Raw genomic sequence first — 20,329 nt, 5'->3', positions numbered from 1 at the left:
GCTGCCGCTGTCTGATCAGGGACAGCCGTATGGACGCTGCAGAACAGAAGATTTTTTGGCTATACAAAAATACGAACAGAAAAGAGAGGAATGAAACATGGACAGTACATGGGGGATTTTTGCGATCATCGTCATCTATCTGGTGGGAATGGTCGCCGTGGGAATCTACTTTATGAGGAGAAACAAGTCAACAGGAGACTATTATCTTGGCGGGAGGAAGCTGGGGCCGATCGTGACCGCGATGAGCGCGGAGGCATCGGATATGAGCAGCTGGCTTCTGATGGGCCTGCCGGGAGTCGCTTATCTGACCGGTGTGGCAGACGCGGCGTGGACAGCCATCGGACTGGCCGTGGGAACCTATTTCAACTGGCTCATCGTGGCAAAACGTCTGAGGAGGTATTCTGTGATCGCTGGAAATGCCATCACCATTCCGGAATTTTTTTCCAACCGCTACCGTGATAAGAGCAATATTCTGGTTGCGGTTTCCGCAGTCTTTATCGTGATCTTTTTTATACCCTATACGGCGTCTGGATTTGCGGCATGTGGGAAACTGTTTTCCACATTATTTGACGTGCCCTATTTTACCGCAATGGCTGTCAGCGCGGTAATCATCGTTGCATATACTGTCCTGGGCGGATTTTCCGCGGCGAGCACCACGGACCTGATCCAGAGCATTGTCATGACGCTGGCATTGATCTGTGTGGTTCTGTTCGGCATCAGCACGGTGGGAGGAACCGGGCTTGTGCTGGAGCAGGCGGGAGAGCTGCCGGGCTATCTGTCTTTGACCAGCATCTACAGTGGCGGCGGGGCGTCAGAATATGGAGCCATCAAGATAGCATCCACATTTGCATGGGGACTGGGATATTTCGGGATGCCTCATATCCTTCTGCGCTTTATGGCGATCCGGAATGAAGGGGAGATCCGGCTGTCCAGAAGGATCGCGTCGATCTGGGTCGTGATCTCCATGAGTGTGGCGATCTTCATCGGGATCCTGGGCTACAGCCTGAGCAAAGGCGGCATGATCGAAACGCTGGAGGGGACAGACTCGGAAAAGCTGATCATTGTGATCGCGGCCCTGATGAGCAAAAGCGGGATTCTGGGAATTGTGATCGCCGGTCTGATCATGTCCGGGATCCTGGCGTGCACCATGTCAACGGCGGATTCCCAGCTCCTTGCGGCATCCTCCAGCATTTCGGAAAACCTGCTGAAGGATGTGCTCCACCTCAGGATCAGCGAAAAGGCATCCCTGCTCGCGGCCCGCGCGACAGTGCTTCTGATCGCCGTTCTGGGCGTGATCCTGGCCGTGGACCCGAACAGCTCCGTATTCGGGATCGTATCTTTTGCCTGGGCGGGCTTCGGCGCGGTATTCGGCCCAGTCATGCTGCTGGCTTTATTCTGGAAGCGCTCCAACCGGTACGGAGCGATCGTCAGCATGCTATCCGGCGGGATCATGATCTTCGTGTGGAAATATATGGTGCGTCCCATGGGAGGCGTATGGGATATCTACGAGCTGCTTCCCGCATTCCTGGTGGCCATCGTCCTCAATGCGGCGGTCAGCCTGGCGACTCCTGCCCCGGAAGCAGAGATCCTGGAGGAGTTTGAGCAGGCTGCAAAGTAAACGGACCATTGCCGCGCGCGCCGCAGATAGATACAGCAGCTGCGAATCCGCAAAATAAGGTTTTTCAAACACACCGCATTTGTCAAGGGCTAAAAGTTTTTTTAATTCCCTGCCAAAAGGAATAACAAATCACCAGAGTGAGAAAAATCCTACTAGATCATATTTTATCTGGCAGGAGGATTGAAACGATGGCTTTGAGTAAAGTAGAAATATGCGGTGTGAATACGGCGAAGCTTCCGCTCTTAAAAGAAGAAGAGAAGGAAGCTTTGTTTGCGCGTATAAAAAAGGGAGATGAAACGGCAAGGGAAGAGTATATCAAGGGAAATCTCCGTCTGGTCCTGAGCGTGATCAAACGCTTTACGAACAGCAATGAGAACGCGGACGACCTGTTTCAGATCGGATGTGTGGGGCTGATGAAGGCGGTGGATAACTTTGACCCTGACCGTGAGGTGAAATTTTCTACTTACGCGGTGCCGATGATCATAGGGGAGATCCGGAGGTATCTTCGGGACAACAACTCGATCCGGGTCAGCCGATCCCTGCGGGATACGGCATATAAGGCTATTTATGCCAAGGAAGGCTATATGCGCAAATACATGAAGGAGCCGACCATGCAGGAGATCGCGGAGGAGATTGGGATCGCCAAGGAGGACATCGTTTTTGCGCTGGATGCCATCCAGGCGCCGATGAGCCTGTATGAGCCCGTGTACAGCGACGGAGGAGACGCGCTGTATGTGATGGACCAGGTCAGCGATAAGAAAAGCCGGGAAGAGAACTGGATTGAGGAATTATCTCTGGAAGCGGCCATGGAACGGCTTAACGAGCGGGAACGCTATATCATCCGCCTGCGCTTTTTTGAAGGCAAGACTCAGATGGAGGTGGCGGAGGAGATCAAAATCTCTCAGGCCCAGGTCAGCCGGCTGGAAAAAAACGCTTTGAAGGTGATGCGGCAGTACCTTTTGGGAAAATAGGTTTCCATTTACGGCCTGAATGACTGCTGATAATAACGAAAAAAGTAGGAAATTGAAAAAAAAGAAAAATTTTAGTTGAAATTTCCATGGCTTCATACTATGATTAACTATATAAAAAGAAGGGTATGATCTGCCATGTACAGACTTTGTATTTTTGACTTGGATGGAACACTGACCGATACGTTGGAATCCCTCACATTTTCCGTGAATGAGACCTTGAAGGAGATGGGCCTTCTGCCGGTGACAGCAGACCAGTGCCGGCAGTTTGTAGGCAATGGAGCCCGTGTACTGATGGAGAGGTCGCTTCTCGCCGCGGGAGAGGCGGATACGGGCAGGATTGATGAGGCGATGCGGATATATGGACGTATATTTGACGCCAACTGCACATATCATGTAGTACCTTATGAGGGAATTCCCGGGATGCTTACGGCCATGAAGCAGGAGGGGCTGGAGCTGGCGGTGCTTTCGAATAAGCCCCATCGGCAGACAGTTCATGTGGTGGAGGCCGTGTTCGGCAGAGGGGTGTTTCGGCAGATCCAGGGGCAAAAGGAGAACATACCCCGCAAGCCGGACCCGAAAGCGGCTCTGCAGATCGCAGAGGAACTGGGGATATCCCCGGAGGAGACCGTATATATCGGGGACTCGGAGGTAGACATTGCAACGGGAACCAATGCACACATGAGGACTATCGGTGTGACATGGGGGTTCCGGGGCCGTGCGGTCCTTGAGGAGGCCGGTGCCGGTTATATTGCCGACTCTCCGGAAGAGGTCATAAAACTGATCAGGGAATAGGGAGGTAAAAGAACATGGGTGAATATAGTGAGGAATGTCTGTTGACGTTTCTGGAAAGACAGTCTCAATTATTTGACGAGCCGGTTGCCGCTACGATCGAAGAGGCGGAAGCGTTTCTGGAGGATTGCATGGCGGTTGTTGTAGATACGCTGGATGATGTAAGAGAATATCTTGACGAAAACGGGATTGACGTGAACAGTATGGGCAAGGATGAACTGGAAGAGGCATCCGAGGTTTTCCCATTGCCGAACGGACAGTATCTGATCGTAGAAGGCTAAGAAATGAACTATGGAGGTCTCCGGACAAGGCCGTGTGGCAAAAGGCAGCAGAAAAAAGTCGCAGCCTAATCGACTGCGGCTTTTTCTACGGTTTCGGCAATGGCATCCAGGATGACCTGGGATGTATACGGAGACTGTTCGGATAGTGTGATATTTTCCAAAGACTGCGTTTTGTAGATTTGTTCGGCAATATCCTCGATGGCCGGCTGGATCAGCGGGAACATCGTGGCAATACTCTCATCCAGATTGGAGAATCGGATGGAGTTGATATGGGATTCATCTACAGATACCTCTACCTCCAGATTGGTGTTGTTGAGTGTGAGGGCAGAGGTATAGATTCCGGGGGTATATTGTTTCTCCGCATGGGCATCTGCAGGCTGCTTTTTGCCGCCGGGCCGGAACATGACGACCAGCAGGATGATGAGCAGGATGCCGAGTGCGGCGAATATGGCAGTGTAAATGATTTCTTTCATATGCAGAACTATGATTTTGGTTTTGGAACTCATGAAAGTAACCTCCCAAAGTGCATTTTTTATAGTGTATGTCAAAGAGGAGGGAAATATACCTTTGGGGGTGTCCGGAATAGGAAAAGGGAGGACGGTTCGGCGCGGGGATGTGTATTTCGGCGCGGGACGGTAGTGAAGAGGGATTCGGACATCCGTACGGAAAGAAAAATGGAGGTGTAAGTCTAGATGTTTGTAATTGTGGGACTGGGCAATCCCTCGAGGGAGTATAAAGGAACCAGACATAATGCGGGGTTTGAGGTTATAGATCGGATTTCTGAAAAATATAATATTTCTGTAAATATAAAGAAGCACAGGGCACTGATCGGAAAAGGGATGATCCAGGGAAAGAAGGTGATCCTGGCGAAGCCGCAGACATTTATGAACCTGAGCGGGGAAAGTGTTCGCAGCCTGGTCAATTTTTACCAGGTGGATGTGACGCGGGAGCTGGTGGTGGTCTATGACGATGTCAGCCTGGGTACGGGACAGCTTCGAATCCGGGCAAAGGGAAGCGCCGGCGGACACAATGGGATCAAGAATATCATCTCCCAGATCGGAGGGCAGGTTTTCCCACGCATCAAGGTGGGGGTTGGGGAGAAGCCTCCGAAGATGGAGCTGGCCGATTATGTGCTGGGACATTTTTCAAAGGCAGAGCAGCAATTGATGGAAGAAGGTTATGAGATGGCAGTCTGCGCGGCAGAGACCATCATGGAGGGCAGGATTGAAGCCGCAATGAATGAGTATAATCGGAAAAAGAAGGAAGAATAAGAATCGTGAGAGCTTTATTGGCGCCGCTTCGTGAGCTTGCGGATTATGAAGAGATTATACAGGAACGAAAAAAAGGGGAAGGGCTTCTGCAGATCGCAGGATGCGTGAACTCTCAAAAAACACATCTGATGTATGAATTGGGCGATGGGTATGGATACAGACTCATCGTTTTTTCCAGTGAGGAAAAAGCAAAAAAAGCCTGGGAGGAGTATCGGTTTCTGGATGAAAACGTGTATTTTTATCCGGCCAGGGATCTGCTGTTTTATCATGCGGATATCAAGGGGAAATATCTGCTGAGCCAGCGGATGGAAGTCGCGCGCGCGCTTTTGGAGCATGGCGCCCTTACGGAGGACGAACGGCGTCGGAGGGGGCTTGCCATCATTACCACCATGGATGCCTTTCTGGACGGGCTTCCGTCAAGGAAGGAACTGCAGAACCGGCAGATTCACCTGGAGGCCGGAGAGAGCGTAGACTTTGACCGGCTGCAGCAGAATCTGTCAGGCATGGGATATGACCGGGAGGCCGAGATCGACAGTCCGGGGCAGTTTGCCGTGCGGGGCGGGATCCTGGACATTTACCCCTTGACAGAGGAGGTTCCGGTGCGTCTGGAGTTGTGGGGAGATGCGATTGATTCGATCCGTGCCTTTGATGTGGAAAGCCAGCGTTCCATTGAGAATCTGGACTCTGTGGAGATCTATCCGGCATCAGAGCTTGTCGGGGATCCCCGGGACATGGTATCCTTTCTGGATTATTTTCCGGGGGAGGAAGTGATCCTCCTGCTGGACGAACCTGTCCGCCTTCTGGAACGGGCGGAAGGGGCGGAGCAGGAATACCAGGAGAGCCTGAGGAACCGGGAAAAGGCCGGGATGGAGCAGGAGACTGCGAATCTGAAGATCTTTTCCTCCAAAGAGGTTGTAGAACGGATGAATCATCTTTCCGGGATCGGCTTTACAACGCTGGAATCCCGGTGCGGCAGTTTCCTGGTCCGTAAGACCTACCGGATCCAGAGCAAGGGCGTGAATCCGTACAATAACAGCTTTGAGATGCTGACAAGGGATTTGAAGAGGCTGAAGCGCAGCGGCTACCGGGTGGTGCTGCTGTCCGGGTCGCGCACCAGGGCCAGGCGTCTTGCGGAGGATCTGAGGGATTATGACCTGAGCAGCTTTTACAGCGAGAACCTGGAGCGGGAGGTTCAGCCGGGAGAGATCCTGGCAGCCTACGGGCATGTGGAGGAAGGGTATGAGTACCCCCTTTTGAAATTTACGGTCATTTCAGAGACCGATATCTTCGGACGGCAGAAGAGGAAAAAGAGGCGGAAGACTTACGAGGGGCAGAAGATTCAGGACTTCACCGAGTTAAAGCCCGGGGATTATGTGGTGCATGAGAATCATGGGCTGGGCATTTACCATGGAATTGAGAAGATCCAGGTGGAGAAGGTGACCAAGGATTATATGAAGATCGCCTATGCAGAGGGAGGCGTCCTGTATATCCCGGCAACCCAGCTGAACCTGATCCAGAAGTATGCCGGCGCGGATGGAGCAAAGCCGAAGCTGAACAAGCTGGGCACCAGTCAGTGGGTAAAGACGAAGAAGCAGGTCCGTTCCGCGGTTCAGATCATCGCAAAGGATCTGGTAAAGCTCTATGCGGCGAGGCAGGAGGCGGACGGCTATATCTACGGGGCAGATACGGTGTGGCAGAAGGAATTCGAAGAGATGTTTCCCTTTGAGGAGACGGAGGATCAGATCCAGGCCATCGAGGATACCAAAAATGACATGGAAAGCCCGAAGATCATGGACCGGCTGGTCTGCGGGGACGTGGGCTACGGCAAGACGGAGATTGCCATCCGGGCCGCGTTTAAGGCAGTCCAGGAGAGCCGTCAGGTGGTCTATCTGGTGCCGACCACGATCCTGGCCCAGCAGCATTACAATACTTTTGTGCAGAGAATGAAGGACTTTCCGGTGCGGGTGGATCTGCTGTGTAGGTTCCGAACTCCGACAGAGCAGAAAAAGACAGTGGAGGATCTGAAAAAGGGATTGGTGGACATTGTTATCGGCACCCACCGGGTTCTGTCCAAGGATGTGGGCTTTAAGGACTTGGGCCTCCTGGTCATTGACGAGGAGCAGCGGTTCGGCGTGACCCACAAGGAGAAGATCAAGCAGCTCCGGGAGAGCGTGGATGTATTGACCCTGACGGCCACCCCCATCCCCCGGACACTTCATATGAGCCTGATCGGGATTCGGGATATGAGTGTGCTCGAAGAGGCTCCGATGGATCGGATGCCGATCCAGACCTATGTGATGGAATATAATGACGAGATGGTGCGGGAAGCTATGGAACGGGAGCTTTCCAGAGGCGGACAGGTCTATTATGTGCACAACAGGGTCCATGACATTGCGGATGTGGCGGCGCACGTTCAGAAGCTGGTGCCGGAGGCGGCTGTGACCTTTGCCCATGGGCAGATGAATGAGCGGCAGCTGGAAAACATCATGTATGATTTTATCAATGGGGACATTGATGTGCTGGTGTCTACTACGATCATTGAGACCGGGCTGGACATCCCCAATGCCAATACGATGATCATCCGCGACGCGGACCGGTTCGGGCTTTCTCAGCTCTACCAGCTCCGGGGACGGGTGGGGCGTTCCAACCGAATGGCGTACGCGTTTTTGCTGTACCGGAAGGATAAGCTTTTGCAGGAGGTGGCGGAGAAGCGTCTGGCAGCCATCCGGGAGTTTACGGACCTGGGATCGGGCTTCAAGATTGCCATGCGGGATCTGGAGATCCGCGGCGCGGGAAATCTTCTGGGTGCGGAGCAGCACGGGCATATGGAATCGGTGGGATACGACCTGTACTGCAAGATGCTCAACGAGGCGGTGAAGCAGGAAAAGGGAGAGTTGGATATGGAGATCTTCGGCACCTCGGTGGACCTGAATGTGGATGCCTATATCCCGGATTCCTACATTTCCAACGAATATCAGAAACTGGATATCTACAAGCGGATCGCTGCCGTGGAAAATGAAGAGGAAATGGAAAACATGGTGGATGAGCTGATCGACCGCTTCGGGGATATCCCGAAAAAGGTCATGCAGCTTCTGCAGATCGCGCTTTTGAAATCACTGGCTCACTCTGCTTATGTGACCAGCGTGGAGGAAAAGAGCGGTGAATTGAAGCTTTTGATGTATGAAAAGGCGAAGGTACAACCTGCGAAGATTCCGGAATTGATCACGGCATGGCATGGAAATCTGGTGTTTAAGGCAGAGAATCCCCCTTATTTTATCTATCGGAAACGGAATCGATCAGGGAAAGAAAAGGATGAAGACATCCTGGAACTTGTGAAAAACCTGTTAAATGCAATAAAGGGCTTGTTAGAATAGGAAAAACGGATTATAATCATATGTGGTATGGAAGCATATCCATGCCGGGGAAGGCAGATGTCCTTCGATGAGATGCCGCCGAACCTGCGGTGCGGAGGCCATAGATTATTATACCAGGAGGATAACATGAAGTTGTTGAAAAGAAGATGTGTAGCAGCGGCAGCGGCAGGAACGCTTGCGGCCGGTTTATTGATGGGCTGCGGTTCGTCTGACGTGAATCATGACGAGGTGGTGGCAACGATCGGGGATTCAGAGGTTTCCTACGGAGTCGCGAATTTTTATTCCAGGATGATGCAGTCCCGGTATGAGAATTATTATACCACCCTGACAGGGGAGACTCCGGCGGAATTCTGGCTGCAGCAATGGGGGGAAGGCTCTTATGAGAATTATGTCAAGAGCGGCCTGATTGAGGATCTGGAGAACCTTTATATCCTGAGCCAGCATGCGGATGAATATGGCGTGACGGTGACGGAAGAGGAGGAAAAGGCAATCGCTAAGGCGGCGGCGGACTTCGAGGAAGATAATGCCCTGGAAGCAAAAGAGGTGGTGTCAGGCTATACGAAGTACATTGAGGAATATCTGAGGCTCGCCACCATTGAGGAGAAGATGGATGCTCCGATGAAAGAAGGCGTAGATGAGGAGGTTTCCGATGAGGAAGCAGCCAAGAAGACCATGAAGTATGTGTATTTTGCGTATTCCAATGAAAAGGAGGACGGCTCCAGCGAAGCCATGTCCGAGGATGAGAAGAAGAAGCTGAAGAAAAAGGCGGAGAAGTTTGCCAAGGATCTGCAGAACAGCGAGGAAAAGGATATCGACGCTGCCGCGGAAAAGGAAGGTCTGGAAGTGGAGACCGCGTCCTTTGATTCCGAGATGACGGCTCCTTATGTAGACTTTGTGAAGGCTGCGGACCAGCTGGAGGAGAACGAGGTTACGGATGCTATTGATTCCGATGGAGGTCTGTATGTAGGAAAGGTCACCAGCCTGTTCGACCGGGAAGCGACGGATAAGGAAAAGGAACGGATCGTGCGGGAACGCAAGGACGATCAGTATGATTCCCTGCTGAAAAAGTGGAAGGAAGATACTAAGATCACCCTCAATGAAGAGGTATGGCAGAAGATCGACTTTGCATACCAGGGAATCGCTATCCCGAAAAACGAGGATGACGGGGCAAAGGATGATAAGAATACGTCCGATGAAAAAGAAGATGACGCGGATTCTGACAAGGAGGATGCGCAGTCCGAAGAAGAGGATGAGGATTCCGAGAATTGACCAGTCTGCGTTTTGGACTTGGCCGGAAGGCGGGATTCACAGCAGAAATGGAAAATATGGAACCGTGTACAATTATATAGCAGTAGATAAAAAGACAGGGGAACGCCAAAAACGCGTCGCCCTGTCTTTTGCTTTCGGGAAACAACAGATCTGAGTATGTACGTCCTGATTTATGTAATGTGAGTATCGAGCAAATATCAGATATACTCCAGCTTCTCAAAATACTGCATCAGGATATTGGCACAGTTCTCAACCCCTAATTCGGTGGTATCCAGGATCATATGATAATCATTGACATCGCCCCAGGTCCTGCCGGTGTGTTCGTAATAGTATGCGGCACGCTGCTCATCGGTGCGCTCCAGCTTTTCCTTTGCCTCCTCGTATGAGAGGGATTCCAGTTTCATGATACGCCGGATCCGGTCTTCCTTGTCTGCACAGACATAAATATTAAGAACATTCATCCGGTCCTTTAGGATGTTCGAAGCACATCGTCCCAGAATAATGCAGGGACTCTCCGCCAGCCTGCGGATGGCTTCGGCCTCGGATTCGTATTCATGCTCATCCAGCTTATGCTCAATGGATGCCTTATCATATACAGGGATGCCAAGCCTTACGGAAAGCTCATTGGCAATAATGCTGGCACCCGTACCAAACCTGCGGCTCATCGTAATCACTAACTTCATTCTACCTTCCTCCTTTGTACAAAAGAGTGCTTTTCACAGAGCACTCACAACCCGCTCGCTTCCTTATTATAGCACTAAAAGCGCTTTGGGGGAAGTGGTTTTCGATGGAAGATCAGGATGTTTTGTAGAAGATTTGCAAGATTTTCGAGAAGAAATCACAGGAAAATGGGTTTCTTTGTATGGTATGCTGTAAACAGTTCTTATTAATAATATTTTCGGAAAGGAAGGATTTACTATGGAACTGAGAACAGCATCGTCCTCGAAGGACGTAAAACACTACACGACACAGAGACTGAGAGAGGAATTCCTGATCCCAAGGCTTTTCTTTGCGGATGAGATCAAGCTGGTGTACAGCCACATCGACCGGATCATCACGGGAGGCGTGATGCCGGTTAAAGAGGTGATCGGATTAAAGGCAGGAGAGGAGCTCAGGACCGAATATTTTTTGGAACGGCGTGAGATGGGCGTAATCAACATTGGTGGGGAGGGAACGATCCTCGCGGACGGCAGGGAATATACGCTCGGATACAAGGATGGCATGTACTTAGGCATGTGCGTGAAGGAAATCTCCTTTGCCAGCAAGAACCCTGAGAATCCGGCCAAATTCTATCTGAACAGCGCGCCTGCACACACATCCTGTCCGACGGTCCTGATCCGGCCGGAGGGACAGCCGGAGGATGGCGTGGTGATCGTGAAGGAGGAGAACAAGGTGGAATTGGGGTGTCTGGAGGATTCCAATCACCGCACGATCTGTAAATATATCCTTCCCGGACAGGTGGAGAGCTGCCAGCTGGTCATGGGAATGACAAGCCTGGAACCTGGCAGTGTCTGGAATACCATGCCCTGCCACACCCATGACCGGAGAATGGAAGTATACCTGTATTTTGAAATGCCGGAGGATGCGTTTGTGATGCACTATATGGGTGAACCGGATGAGACGAGGCACCTTGTGATCCGAAACGAGCAGGCGGTCATCTCCCCGAGCTGGTCTATCCATTCGGGAAGCGGTTCCAGAAACTATACCTTCATCTGGGGAATGGTTGGGGAAAACCAGGATTTTGATGATATGGACGGGGTGGCGAATCGGGATCTGATGTAGAGAAGCACAGTACGGAGAGACCATATAATGTTCTGAGAGGTGAAAAGGATGAAGATTGGTGTACGGGCCCATGATTATGGGCGGATGGAAATTGAAAAAATGGCGGAGATCCTGCATGCACAGGGATATGACGGAGCGCAGCTGGCACTGCCGAAAGCATTTACCGGGATCCGGAGATATGAGGATATCACTCTCGGACATCTGGAACGGATCCGGCGTGCTTTTGAAAAATATCACCTTGAAATCCCGGTATTTGGATGCTATATGGATCTGGGCAACCCGGATCCGGTGGTCCGTGACCATGCGGTGCGGACACTGAAAAAATGTCTTGTTTATGGAAAAGAAGTAGGCGCCGGGGTGGTGGGGACGGAAACCGCATATCCCCATCTGAACCGGCAGGAGAAGGCGCAGTGGTATCCCTATATGCTCGACAGTATCAAGAGGGCCGCAGAGGAAGCCGTGCGTCTGGATGTCAAGCTGGCCATTGAACCGGTGTACTGGCATCCTTTGGAACATCTGGAGGCTGTACTGGATGTGATGGATCAGGTGGGGGAACCGGAGCATCTTCGGATGATCTTCGACGCGTCAAACCTGCTGCAGTTTCCGGATACAACGGATCAGAAGGCGTATTGGGGAGAATGGCTGAAATATACGGGAAAATATATCGAGGCCATGCATATCAAGGATTTTTATTTTGATGAAAACGGCGGATATTGTCCTGCATTGCTGGGAAAAGGTGTCATCCAATATGAGACGATCTCCTATTGGCTGCATGAAAACCGTCCTGATCTGTTTCTTCTCCGGGAAGAAATGAATCCCGAATCAGCTGCGGAGGATATTGAATTTATGAGGGGATTATAAAACCGGACATTGGTAAATTTGACGGAAATACAGGAGGGGCCGAATCAGAAATCTGGCAGAATAGATTAGAAATTGAGAGCAATATAGTTTGAAAACTTGAAAATGACAACAATATGGTTGAAAAATCCCGGATTTTTTTATGCTAGAATAGCGCCATAACGTGCACGAGATAAAAAAGAACCAAAGAAAAGGAGAGTAAGAAATGGGAAGCATGAAAAAAAGATTGGGATTGCGGTCTCTGCGGCCGGTTTGCTGGCAGTTGCAGTTACCTTTGTATCTGTAGTCAGCGCAAACAGCACCGACAAAGTGGAAATCCGTCTGGCGCACAACCAGTCCGCCGGATCGGAAATTGCTGATTCGATTGCGATGTTCTCAGAATTTGCGGCAGAGGATGAGTCTAAAAACCTGAATGTCAATATTTACGCAAGCGGAGTCCTGGGCACAGAAAAAGAAGAAATAGAAATGGTACAGGCAGGGATTCTGGATATGGCGAAGGTCAGCTCCAACACTCTGGGGCAGTTCGCCGACGAATACGCCATATTTGCCGTGCCCTACCTGTTCGTAGATCAGGACCACTACTATACGGCTATGGAGAAAAGCGAGAAAGTAAAGGAGCTGTTCCGCTCTACAGCAGACGACGGATTTATCGCCATCGGGTATTATGCCAACGGCTCCCGTAACTTTTATCTGAAAGAGGATGCTGCCTGTACGGATCCCTCGGTCCTCAAGGGCAAGAAGATCCGTTCTATGCCGAGTTCCACGTCTATGGATATGATCTCCCGCATGGGGGGCTCTCCGGTGCCTATGGCAGCCAGCGAGACCTACACCTCGCTGCAGCAGGGAATCGTAGACGGAGCGGAGAATACAGAGCTTGCGCTGACGGTAGACGGGCATCAGGATCTGGTCAAGTCCTATACCTATACGGAGCATCAGTATTCTCCGGATATCTATATCATCAGTACGAAGACATGGGAAAAGCTTTCAAAAGAGCAGCAGGACTATCTGGTGGAATGTCTGGAAAAGACCAATGATAATTTTAAGAAGCTTTATAACGGCATGATGGAAGAGGCAATGGAAGAAGCCCAGGCCCACGGTGTCACAGTATACAGGGATATCGACAAGTCCGAATTTATCGAAGCGGTATCTCCTATTCACGAGGAGTTCTGTGAACGGGGGGACAGCTATCAGGAGCTTTATGAAGATATTCAGAACTATGCGGAATAGGGGGGACAAAGGATGAAGCTTTTAAATAAAATCATTGAGTATGTACTTGCGTTTCTGGTCGTGGTGATGGTGGCAGGATGCTTCTGGCAGATTTTCACCCGATTTATCCTGAATGATCCGAGTAAATGGACGGAAGAGCTTCTGCGGTATGCTCTGATCTGGCTGACCATGCTGGGGGTTCCCTATGCCTATGGAAGAGGGTAGCATATTTCCATCGGATTTATCACAGGCACCTTTACAAAAAAAGGAACTCTGAAAAATCAGATTTTTATTGAGATTCTGGTGCTGTTTTTAAGCGTATTTGTAATGATCGCGGGCGGAACCATGGTATCCATGAATGCGGCAGGCCAGGTATCTCCGGCCATGCAGATTCCAATGCAGTTCTACTATATCGGCGTACCGATCTGCGGGATCCTGATGGTGGTCTATTCGGCAGAACGCCTGCTGCAGTTTGTAAAGGAATATTCGGAAATGAAAAAGGAGGGGAAATAAATGCAGTTACAAGCGGCTTTGGTATTGATCATATTATTCTTTTTCCTGCTGGCAATGAGCGTGCCTGTGTCATTCAGCATCATTACATCGGCACTTATCACCATTATCATGTTTCTGACACCGCAGTTCGAAATGTTCATCTCGGCACAGAAGCTGGTCAGCGGTATTGACAGCTTTACGCTGCTTGCCGTCCCCTTCTTTATACTGGCAGGACAACTGATGAGCAGCGGCGGGATCGCCAGAAGGCTGATCAACCTGGCAATGCTTTTCCTCGGAAAGGTTCCCGGTTCCCTGGCGCTGACCAATATTGCGGGAAACGCCATGTTCGGCTCTCTATCCGGTTCCGGTATCGCGGCAGCCACAGCCATCGGCGGAGTCATGAACCCGCTGGAAAAGGAGCAGGGCTATGACGAGGGATTTTCGGCGGCCACCAATATCGCCACCGCACCGGTGGGACAGCTGATTCCTCCAACCAATGCATTTATCGTGTATTCCGCGGCCAGCGGCGGCGCTTCGGTTGCGACACTGTTCATGGCCGGATGGATCCCGGGACTGTTATGGGCATTTCTCTGTATGGTAGTTGCATTTCTGTACGCAAAGAAACAGGGTTATGTGGTAAAACGGGAAAGGCTGACCGGAGCAGAGGCGGCAAAGGTTGTGTGGGACGCCATCCCAAGCCTTCTTCTGATCGTCATTATTATTGGAGGAATCCTGTCCGGCTATTTTACTCCTACGGAGGCTTCCGGGGTTGCGGTCATCTATGCATTTATCCTGTCCGCATTTGTTTATAAGAGCATCAAGCTGAAAGACTTAAAAGACATCCTGGTGGATGCGGCAGTGATGACTACGATCGTTATGCTGATCATCGGCGCATCTTCTGTATTGTCCTTTGTACTGTCCTTTACCGGACTGCCCCAGGCGATCAGCAGCCTGATGCTGGGTGTGTCGGACAACAAGATCGTGATCCTGCTGCTGATCAATATCATCCTGCTGATCGTAGGAACATTTATGGATATGGCTCCGGCATTGCTGATCTTTACACCCATCTTCCTGCCGGTTATTACGAACATTGGTATGGACCCGATCCAGTTCGGCGTGATGATGGTCATGAACCTGTCTATCGGAACCGTAACCCCGCCGGTGGGAAGCGTCCTCTTCGTGGGCTGTAGCGTGGCCAAGCTGAAGGTGGAAGATGTGGTTTCCAAACTGATTCCGTATTTTGCGGCGATTCTGGCAGCGCTGTTGTTTGTTACCTTTGTTCCGGCATTTAGTACCTGGCTTCCGACGGTGCTGGGACTGATGTAGAAAATGAATCCGGGCGGAGGACTAGGTCCAAGGCTATGGATTGGAAGGCAGATTCGTGTGGGTCACGATATTCAGCGTCTTTCGGTATTTCAATGGGGAAACGGTCATATAGGTCTTAAAGGTTTTCTCAAAATGCGTCATCGTGCCGTAGCCTACCAGATCCGCGATCTCCGCCACGCTTAAGTCCGTCTCTTCCAGATAACGCTTGGCTTTCTGGATCCGGTGGATGTTGGTATACTCGCTGATCGTATAGCCTGTGATTTCTTTAAATACCCGGCAGGCATAATATTTGCTGAGAAAAAATTTTGCGGCAAGATCGTCCAGGGAAAGTGTCTCTTCGCAGTGCTCGGACAGGTAATCGGCAATCTCATATACATGCCGGAACTTGCCGACGTCAGGATCGAGGGGACCCTCCTGTGCGTGATGGTCCAGTTCCCGGGTGAGCCGGAGAAAATAGGAGGTTACGGCAAGCTCTACGGCCTGCTTGTAATTGTGTTCCTTGTCCCTGCATTCCTGCTTGAACAGGTAGTACAGATCCATGAACTGCTCCTGCTGCCGCGGAGTCAGATGATAGACGCCGTAGTGCTGATGGAAAAAACGTACCAGCTGCAGAGTCGGATATTTCCGATCCAGATCCTGCATGCGGCCGCTGCTGACATAGAGGATGATCCGGTTATGTCCGGTGTCGTCCTCGGAAACGGATTTGGTCATGTGGATCAGGTTGGTGTCTACCAGGATCAGATCCCCCTTGGAGGCAATAAAATTGCGGTTATTAAAGAAAAAAAGACGTTCTCCCTCCAGGATATAGAAGATTTCATATTCGTTGTGAAAATGCTTCACACGCATATCAAACTTTCCGTACCGGACCATGTGTTCCAGGGAAATACCGTCGATGGAGGCGTAGTAGGTTACTTTTTCCAAAATATCACCTGCTTTCTCTTTTGTACCTTGTTACAAAGAGTAATAATAGGAACAGTAAATTTGCAAAGCAATTCATTACAAAGGAAGGAAGAAAAAATGAAGATGAACGAAACGGAGCTCAGAAGAAAGCTGGATCTTGTGATCGAGAAGCTTTTGAATCTGGGCGGGCCGGAAAATGAAAAGGAGCTGGAAGAAACCGGAGGGGAAGCGATTGGATTTTTTAAGCGGGACTTCGGGATCCGGGAATGGGACTGGCCCCAGGGAGTAGGGCTGTATGGCCTGCTTCGGATCATGCGGCAGGATAAAAGTGAGAAATATAAGGAGTTTTTGCACAACTGGTTTGTGGGGAATATGGAACTGGGGCTGCCGTCCCGCAATATCAACACTACGACTCCGCTTCTGACTCTTGCGGAGCTGAATGAATATTACCATGACCCGAAGTTCGAGGAACTCTGCCTGAGCTGGGCGGACTGGCTCATGAACTGTATTCCCAGGACAAAGGAGGGGGGCTTCCAGCACGTGACCAGTGCCAACGGGGATCGGCAGGGGGTTCGGCTGAATGAAAATGAGATGTGGATCGATACCCTGTTCATGACCGTTCTCTTCCTGAATAAAATGGGACAGAAATACGAAAGGGAAGAATGGGTCAATGAAAGCATCCACCAGATGCTCATGCACATCAAATATCTGTATGATAAAAAGACCGGTTTGTTCTACCACGGATGGACCTTTAACGGAAACCATAATTTCGGCGGCGTCTTCTGGTGCAGGGGCAACAGCTGGTTCACTCTGGGCAGTATGGAATATATTGAGATGTCCAGGGGAAACCTGAATCCGGGTGTGAAGGAGCTGATCGTGGATACCTATAAGGCCCAGGCAGCGGCACTGAAAAAGCTGCAGAGCAGAAGCGGGCTCTGGCATACGGTGCTGACGGATCCGGAGAGCTATGAGGAGGTGTCCGGTTCGGCGGCCATTGCGGCAGGGATGCTGAAGGGGGTCCGGTTCGGAATCCTGGATGACTCTTACCTGGAATGCGCGGGACGGGCAATCAAGGGGATTCTGGAAAATATTGATGAGGATGGTACCGTATTGAAGGTGTCGGGAGGAACCGGAATGGGAATGGACGCGGAGCACTATAAGAATATCCTGATCGCTCCCATGGCCTATGGACAGGCTCTGACGATTCTGGCACTGGCCGAGGCGCTTCTGCATTAAATGTTTCCGAGAATCCGTATTTAGCACAGAAGAAAAAATTATATATGCCAGGCAAATGAAACGATGTGGCATGTGCATATGGACGCGCAAAGAATGCATGGTAAAAGAGAAAGGGGAAGATCAAATGAGCATTTTAGACAGTTTTTCATTGGAAGGTAAGGTGGCTCTCGTAACAGGAGGAGCTTACGGCATTGGATTTGCCATCGCCGAAGCTTATGCCAGGGCCGGGGCGAAGATCGCTTTTAACTGCCGGGGGCAGGAGCACCTGGACAAGGCGCTTGCGGATTATGAGGCCAAAGGAATCCAGGCAAAAGGATATCTCTGCGACGTAACAGACGAGGACCAGGTTCGGGAGATGGTGAAGAGCATCAAAAAGGAACTGGGTGTGATCGATATTCTGGTAAACAATGCGGGCATTATCAAGCGGATTCCCATGACGGAGATGAGCGCGGCGGAATTTCGCCAGGTGGTAGATATTGACCTGAATGCGCCCTTCATCATGTCCAAGGCCGTTCTGACGGACATGATCGAAAAGGGACACGGAAAGATCATCAATATCTGTTCCATGATGAGCGAGCTTGGCCGCGAAACAGTATCTGCTTATGCGGCGGCAAAGGGCGGATTGAAGATGCTGACGAAAAATATCTGTTCGGAATACGGGGAATACAACATTCAGTGCAACGGCATCGGCCCCGGATATATCGCTACGCCGCAGACGGCTCCGCTGCGGGAGACACAGGCCGACGGCAGCAGGCATCCCTTTGACCAGTTTATCATTTCCAAGACGCCTGCCGCGCGGTGGGGCAATCCGGAGGATCTGATGGGGCCGGCGATATTTTTGGCTTCGGATGCGTCTGACTTTGTAAACGGACAGATTTTGTATGTAGACGGCGGGATCCTGGCATATATTGGAAAGCAGCCGTAAAGGGTTTTAGAAATAGCAGGGACAGACTGCACAGGAAAGGCATACGGACGGTACGGATCATACCGAGGCGTATGCCTTTTTCTATTGCTCGTACATGGCATATTTCTTTGGGGAGATTCCCACAGCCTTTGTAAAGGCTTTTAAAAAATTGCTGTAATCCTGGAAGCCGCACATCCCGCAGGTTTCCGTGACGGAATAGCCTTCCGCAAGCAGTGCCTTTGCGCGGGAGATCCTTTTGGCAGTGATATACCGGTTGATGGTAGTTCCGGTCTCATCTTTAAAGATCCGGCACAGGTAGGAACTGCTCAGATAAAAATGGGCTGCCAGCTTCCCGATCGTCAGTTCTTCCGTCAGGTTTCGGTTCACATAAGACAAGATAGCATCAATCTGTTCAGAATGGGCAGCCGATGCTCTTTGATCCGTGCGTGACTCCTGCGTCCGGTCCTCCTCGCGGCGCAGCAGAAAGATCCGATTCAGATAGACCATGAGTTCCAGAAATGCGGTCTGCTCCAGGAGATCCTGTCCAAACTCTTTCTTTTCGGAGAGCTTGTGAATATAATATAAAAACCGCTTTTTTTCTTCCTGGGACAGGCTCAGTCTGTGGCCGAAGGAAGTATCTCTTTGTGTGAAGCAGCAGTTCAGGTCAGTCTGATCCGTAGAAAACCTCCTCAGATAATCCGGATAAACGGACAGCACGATCCGCTCATGGGTCACACGGTCGATCTGCGAAAGATAATGGCTTTCATATTGATTGATGAAAAAAATGTCTCCCGGTTGGAAATCATAAAACCGGTTGTCGATCAAAAACTGCTTTCCGCCGGAGATAGAATAGTAGACCTCATAGCAGTCATGAATGTGGATACTCATGGTTTTTTCATCGTTATATAAATGGGCTGCGGCAAATGTCTTCGTGTCGAGGCAGGACTGGATGGCGGCCTTGCAGGAATTATGGATGATCATGGATGCACCTCTCCTCATACAGGTTATACTCACGGCCGGAACCATCCGGCGCTCAGTATATCTATATCATAAAATGAATCCGGAGAATACGCAAGAGGATAGATCATGAAATACTTTGCTTTATCGGAGGATAATGCTTTCAAGATGCCGGATAATGTGCTATACTGAATTTCAGCAGTCAGGAGCTGCCGGGAAGATGATTTTGCCTGATTCTTATTCAGAGGATTCCGGCAGGTCTGTGTAAGCTATATATGAAGCATAAGGGAGGGTTCATTATGTGGAACAGAATAGACTTAAAGATGCGAGGAAAGCTTTCCTTCACGAGGAACTACTGGTCGGCTGTGGTTGCGGCGCTTGTCATGGCTATTTTTACAGGGGGATCCTATTCGAGGTACGGCTCGAGGGCTCCGGAGACCTATGAGTTTTTTCATGATTCCCACATGAGCAGTTCCGAATCCATGGCGCTTGCAATGTTTGCGCTCATGGCTGCCGCAGTGGTCGGGATCATGAGTCTTCTTTTTATCATCGTAAAGATTTTTGTGGGAAATCTTCTGCTGGTAGGAGGAAGCCGCTTTTTTATCGAGAACCAGACCGGAAATCCGGGTGTGGGTGTGGTAGGTTCGGCTTTTCAGGGCGGGCAGTACATGAACGTTGTCGTGACCATGTTTTTAAAAGGACTGTTTATCAGTCTGTGGTCTCTGCTCTTCGTTGTACCGGGAATCATCAAGCACTATGAATATCTGATGATCCCCTATATCCTGGCGGAGAATCCGGGGATGAGCAGGCAGGAGGCATTTGCGATCAGTAAACGGATGATGATGGGGCAGAAGTGGAATGTATTTGTGCTGGATCTGTCCTTTCTCGGATGGCGGCTGTTGGAAGGGATCACCTTCGGTATCGCAGGGGTGTTCTATGTAGAGCCTTATTACCAGGCTACCATGGCGGAGCTGTATGCGTTTAACCGGAATATGGCATATCAGCAGGGGTATATCCGATAAAGCCATTTTCTGTGCTCTAAAAAAGAAAAGAGCTGCCGCGGGCAATGCGGACAGCTCAGAGAAAAGGGAAATC

Annotated in this window: 18 protein-coding genes and 1 pseudogene; 15 read left to right on the top strand and 4 right to left on the bottom strand. The window is 50.6% G+C overall.

Annotated features, from left to right (window positions below):
• Window positions 1-97 precede the first annotated feature (97 nt).
• The 4 genes from ACTOY7_RS12380 (at window position 98) to ACTOY7_RS12365 (ending at window position 3,659) form a co-directional block, all read left to right on the top strand.
• Window positions 98-1,618 (top strand): sodium/proline symporter, encoded by a 1,521-nt coding sequence (locus ACTOY7_RS12380; RefSeq protein ID WP_160284016.1) that lies wholly within the window; start codon window positions 98-100, stop codon window positions 1,616-1,618.
• A gap of 188 nt (window positions 1,619-1,806) precedes the next feature.
• Window positions 1,807-2,589: an RNA polymerase sporulation sigma factor SigG gene (gene sigG, locus ACTOY7_RS12375; protein WP_160284015.1), complete on the top strand. Its 783-nt coding sequence runs from the start codon at window positions 1,807-1,809 to the stop codon at window positions 2,587-2,589.
• A 135-nt stretch (window positions 2,590-2,724) separates the two neighbouring features.
• Complete coding sequence (locus ACTOY7_RS12370) at window positions 2,725-3,381, top strand: HAD family hydrolase (protein ID WP_160284014.1); 657 nt, start codon at window positions 2,725-2,727, stop codon at window positions 3,379-3,381.
• A 14-nt stretch (window positions 3,382-3,395) separates the two neighbouring features.
• Entirely contained in the window at window positions 3,396-3,659 is a 264-nt protein-coding gene (locus ACTOY7_RS12365; protein ID WP_482671006.1) for a glyoxalase, read from the top strand.
• Window positions 3,660-3,724: 65 nt separating this feature from the next.
• On the opposite strand, the gene ACTOY7_RS12360 is transcribed toward ACTOY7_RS12365, so the two are convergent.
• Entirely contained in the window at window positions 3,725-4,165 is a 441-nt protein-coding gene (locus ACTOY7_RS12360) for a hypothetical protein (RefSeq protein ID WP_160284012.1), read from the bottom strand.
• Window positions 4,166-4,351: 186 nt separating this feature from the next.
• Here ACTOY7_RS12360 and pth point away from each other — a divergent pair, with 186 nt between their 5' ends.
• From pth to ACTOY7_RS12345, 3 genes are all read left to right on the top strand, one after another.
• Window positions 4,352-4,930, top strand: coding sequence for an aminoacyl-tRNA hydrolase (gene pth / locus ACTOY7_RS12355; RefSeq protein ID WP_300885288.1), 579 nt, complete (start codon window positions 4,352-4,354; stop codon window positions 4,928-4,930).
• A gap of 5 nt (window positions 4,931-4,935) precedes the next feature.
• A complete protein-coding gene (gene mfd, locus ACTOY7_RS12350) occupies window positions 4,936-8,304 on the top strand; it encodes a transcription-repair coupling factor (protein ID WP_482671007.1) in 3,369 nt (1,122 codons plus the stop codon).
• 126 nt (window positions 8,305-8,430) lie between these two features.
• Window positions 8,431-9,573 (top strand): peptidylprolyl isomerase, encoded by a 1,143-nt coding sequence (locus ACTOY7_RS12345; protein ID WP_300885286.1) that lies wholly within the window; start codon window positions 8,431-8,433, stop codon window positions 9,571-9,573.
• Window positions 9,574-9,770: 197 nt separating this feature from the next.
• Here ACTOY7_RS12345 and ACTOY7_RS12340 read toward each other — a convergent pair whose 3' ends face one another.
• The gene (locus ACTOY7_RS12340) at window positions 9,771-10,256 is read right to left on the bottom strand and encodes a cytidylate kinase-like family protein (protein ID WP_300885285.1); all 486 of its coding nucleotides are present in this window, start codon (window positions 10,254-10,256) and stop codon (window positions 9,771-9,773) included.
• A 235-nt stretch (window positions 10,257-10,491) separates the two neighbouring features.
• Between ACTOY7_RS12340 and kduI the strand changes: the two genes are divergently transcribed.
• The 5 genes and pseudogenes from kduI to ACTOY7_RS12315 all read left to right on the top strand — a co-directional run bounded on the left by kduI (window position 10,492) and on the right by ACTOY7_RS12315 (window position 15,237).
• Window positions 10,492-11,355 (top strand): 5-dehydro-4-deoxy-D-glucuronate isomerase, encoded by an 864-nt coding sequence (gene kduI / locus ACTOY7_RS12335; protein ID WP_482671008.1) that lies wholly within the window; start codon window positions 10,492-10,494, stop codon window positions 11,353-11,355.
• A gap of 48 nt (window positions 11,356-11,403) precedes the next feature.
• Complete coding sequence (locus tag ACTOY7_RS12330; RefSeq protein WP_160284006.1) at window positions 11,404-12,216, top strand: sugar phosphate isomerase/epimerase family protein; 813 nt, start codon at window positions 11,404-11,406, stop codon at window positions 12,214-12,216.
• A gap of 249 nt (window positions 12,217-12,465) precedes the next feature.
• Window positions 12,466-13,440 (top strand): TRAP transporter substrate-binding protein DctP, encoded by a 975-nt coding sequence (gene dctP / locus ACTOY7_RS12325; RefSeq protein ID WP_482671009.1) that lies wholly within the window; start codon window positions 12,466-12,468, stop codon window positions 13,438-13,440.
• 12 nt (window positions 13,441-13,452) lie between these two features.
• Window positions 13,453-13,932 (top strand): annotated as a pseudogene (locus ACTOY7_RS12320) (TRAP transporter small permease).
• The gene (locus ACTOY7_RS12315) at window positions 13,933-15,237 is read left to right on the top strand and encodes a TRAP transporter large permease (protein ID WP_160284004.1); all 1,305 of its coding nucleotides are present in this window, start codon (window positions 13,933-13,935) and stop codon (window positions 15,235-15,237) included.
• Window positions 15,238-15,270: 33 nt separating this feature from the next.
• On the opposite strand, the gene ACTOY7_RS12310 is transcribed toward ACTOY7_RS12315, so the two are convergent.
• The gene (locus ACTOY7_RS12310; protein WP_482671562.1) at window positions 15,271-16,158 is read right to left on the bottom strand and encodes a helix-turn-helix transcriptional regulator; all 888 of its coding nucleotides are present in this window, start codon (window positions 16,156-16,158) and stop codon (window positions 15,271-15,273) included.
• A 96-nt stretch (window positions 16,159-16,254) separates the two neighbouring features.
• On the opposite strand from ACTOY7_RS12310, the gene ACTOY7_RS12305 reads away from it, so the two are divergent.
• Window positions 16,255-17,373: a glycoside hydrolase family 88/105 protein gene (locus tag ACTOY7_RS12305; protein WP_482671561.1), complete on the top strand. Its 1,119-nt coding sequence runs from the start codon at window positions 16,255-16,257 to the stop codon at window positions 17,371-17,373.
• Window positions 17,374-17,497: 124 nt separating this feature from the next.
• Window positions 17,498-18,298, top strand: coding sequence for a gluconate 5-dehydrogenase (locus ACTOY7_RS12300; RefSeq protein ID WP_160284001.1), 801 nt, complete (start codon window positions 17,498-17,500; stop codon window positions 18,296-18,298).
• An 81-nt stretch (window positions 18,299-18,379) separates the two neighbouring features.
• Here ACTOY7_RS12300 and ACTOY7_RS12295 read toward each other — a convergent pair whose 3' ends face one another.
• On the bottom strand, window positions 18,380-19,258 hold the full coding sequence (locus tag ACTOY7_RS12295) for a helix-turn-helix domain-containing protein (protein WP_394682588.1): 879 nt from the start codon (window positions 19,256-19,258) through the stop codon (window positions 18,380-18,382).
• Window positions 19,259-19,533: 275 nt separating this feature from the next.
• On the opposite strand from ACTOY7_RS12295, the gene ACTOY7_RS12290 reads away from it, so the two are divergent.
• Entirely contained in the window at window positions 19,534-20,256 is a 723-nt protein-coding gene (locus tag ACTOY7_RS12290) for a DUF975 family protein (protein WP_160283999.1), read from the top strand.
• Window positions 20,257-20,329: the final 73 nt, after the last annotated feature.

The sequence above is a fragment of the Schaedlerella sp. genome, assembly GCF_056796775.1.
Note: the sequence above shows the minus strand (reverse complement) of the source record. Positions and strands in the feature narration are given on the sequence as shown.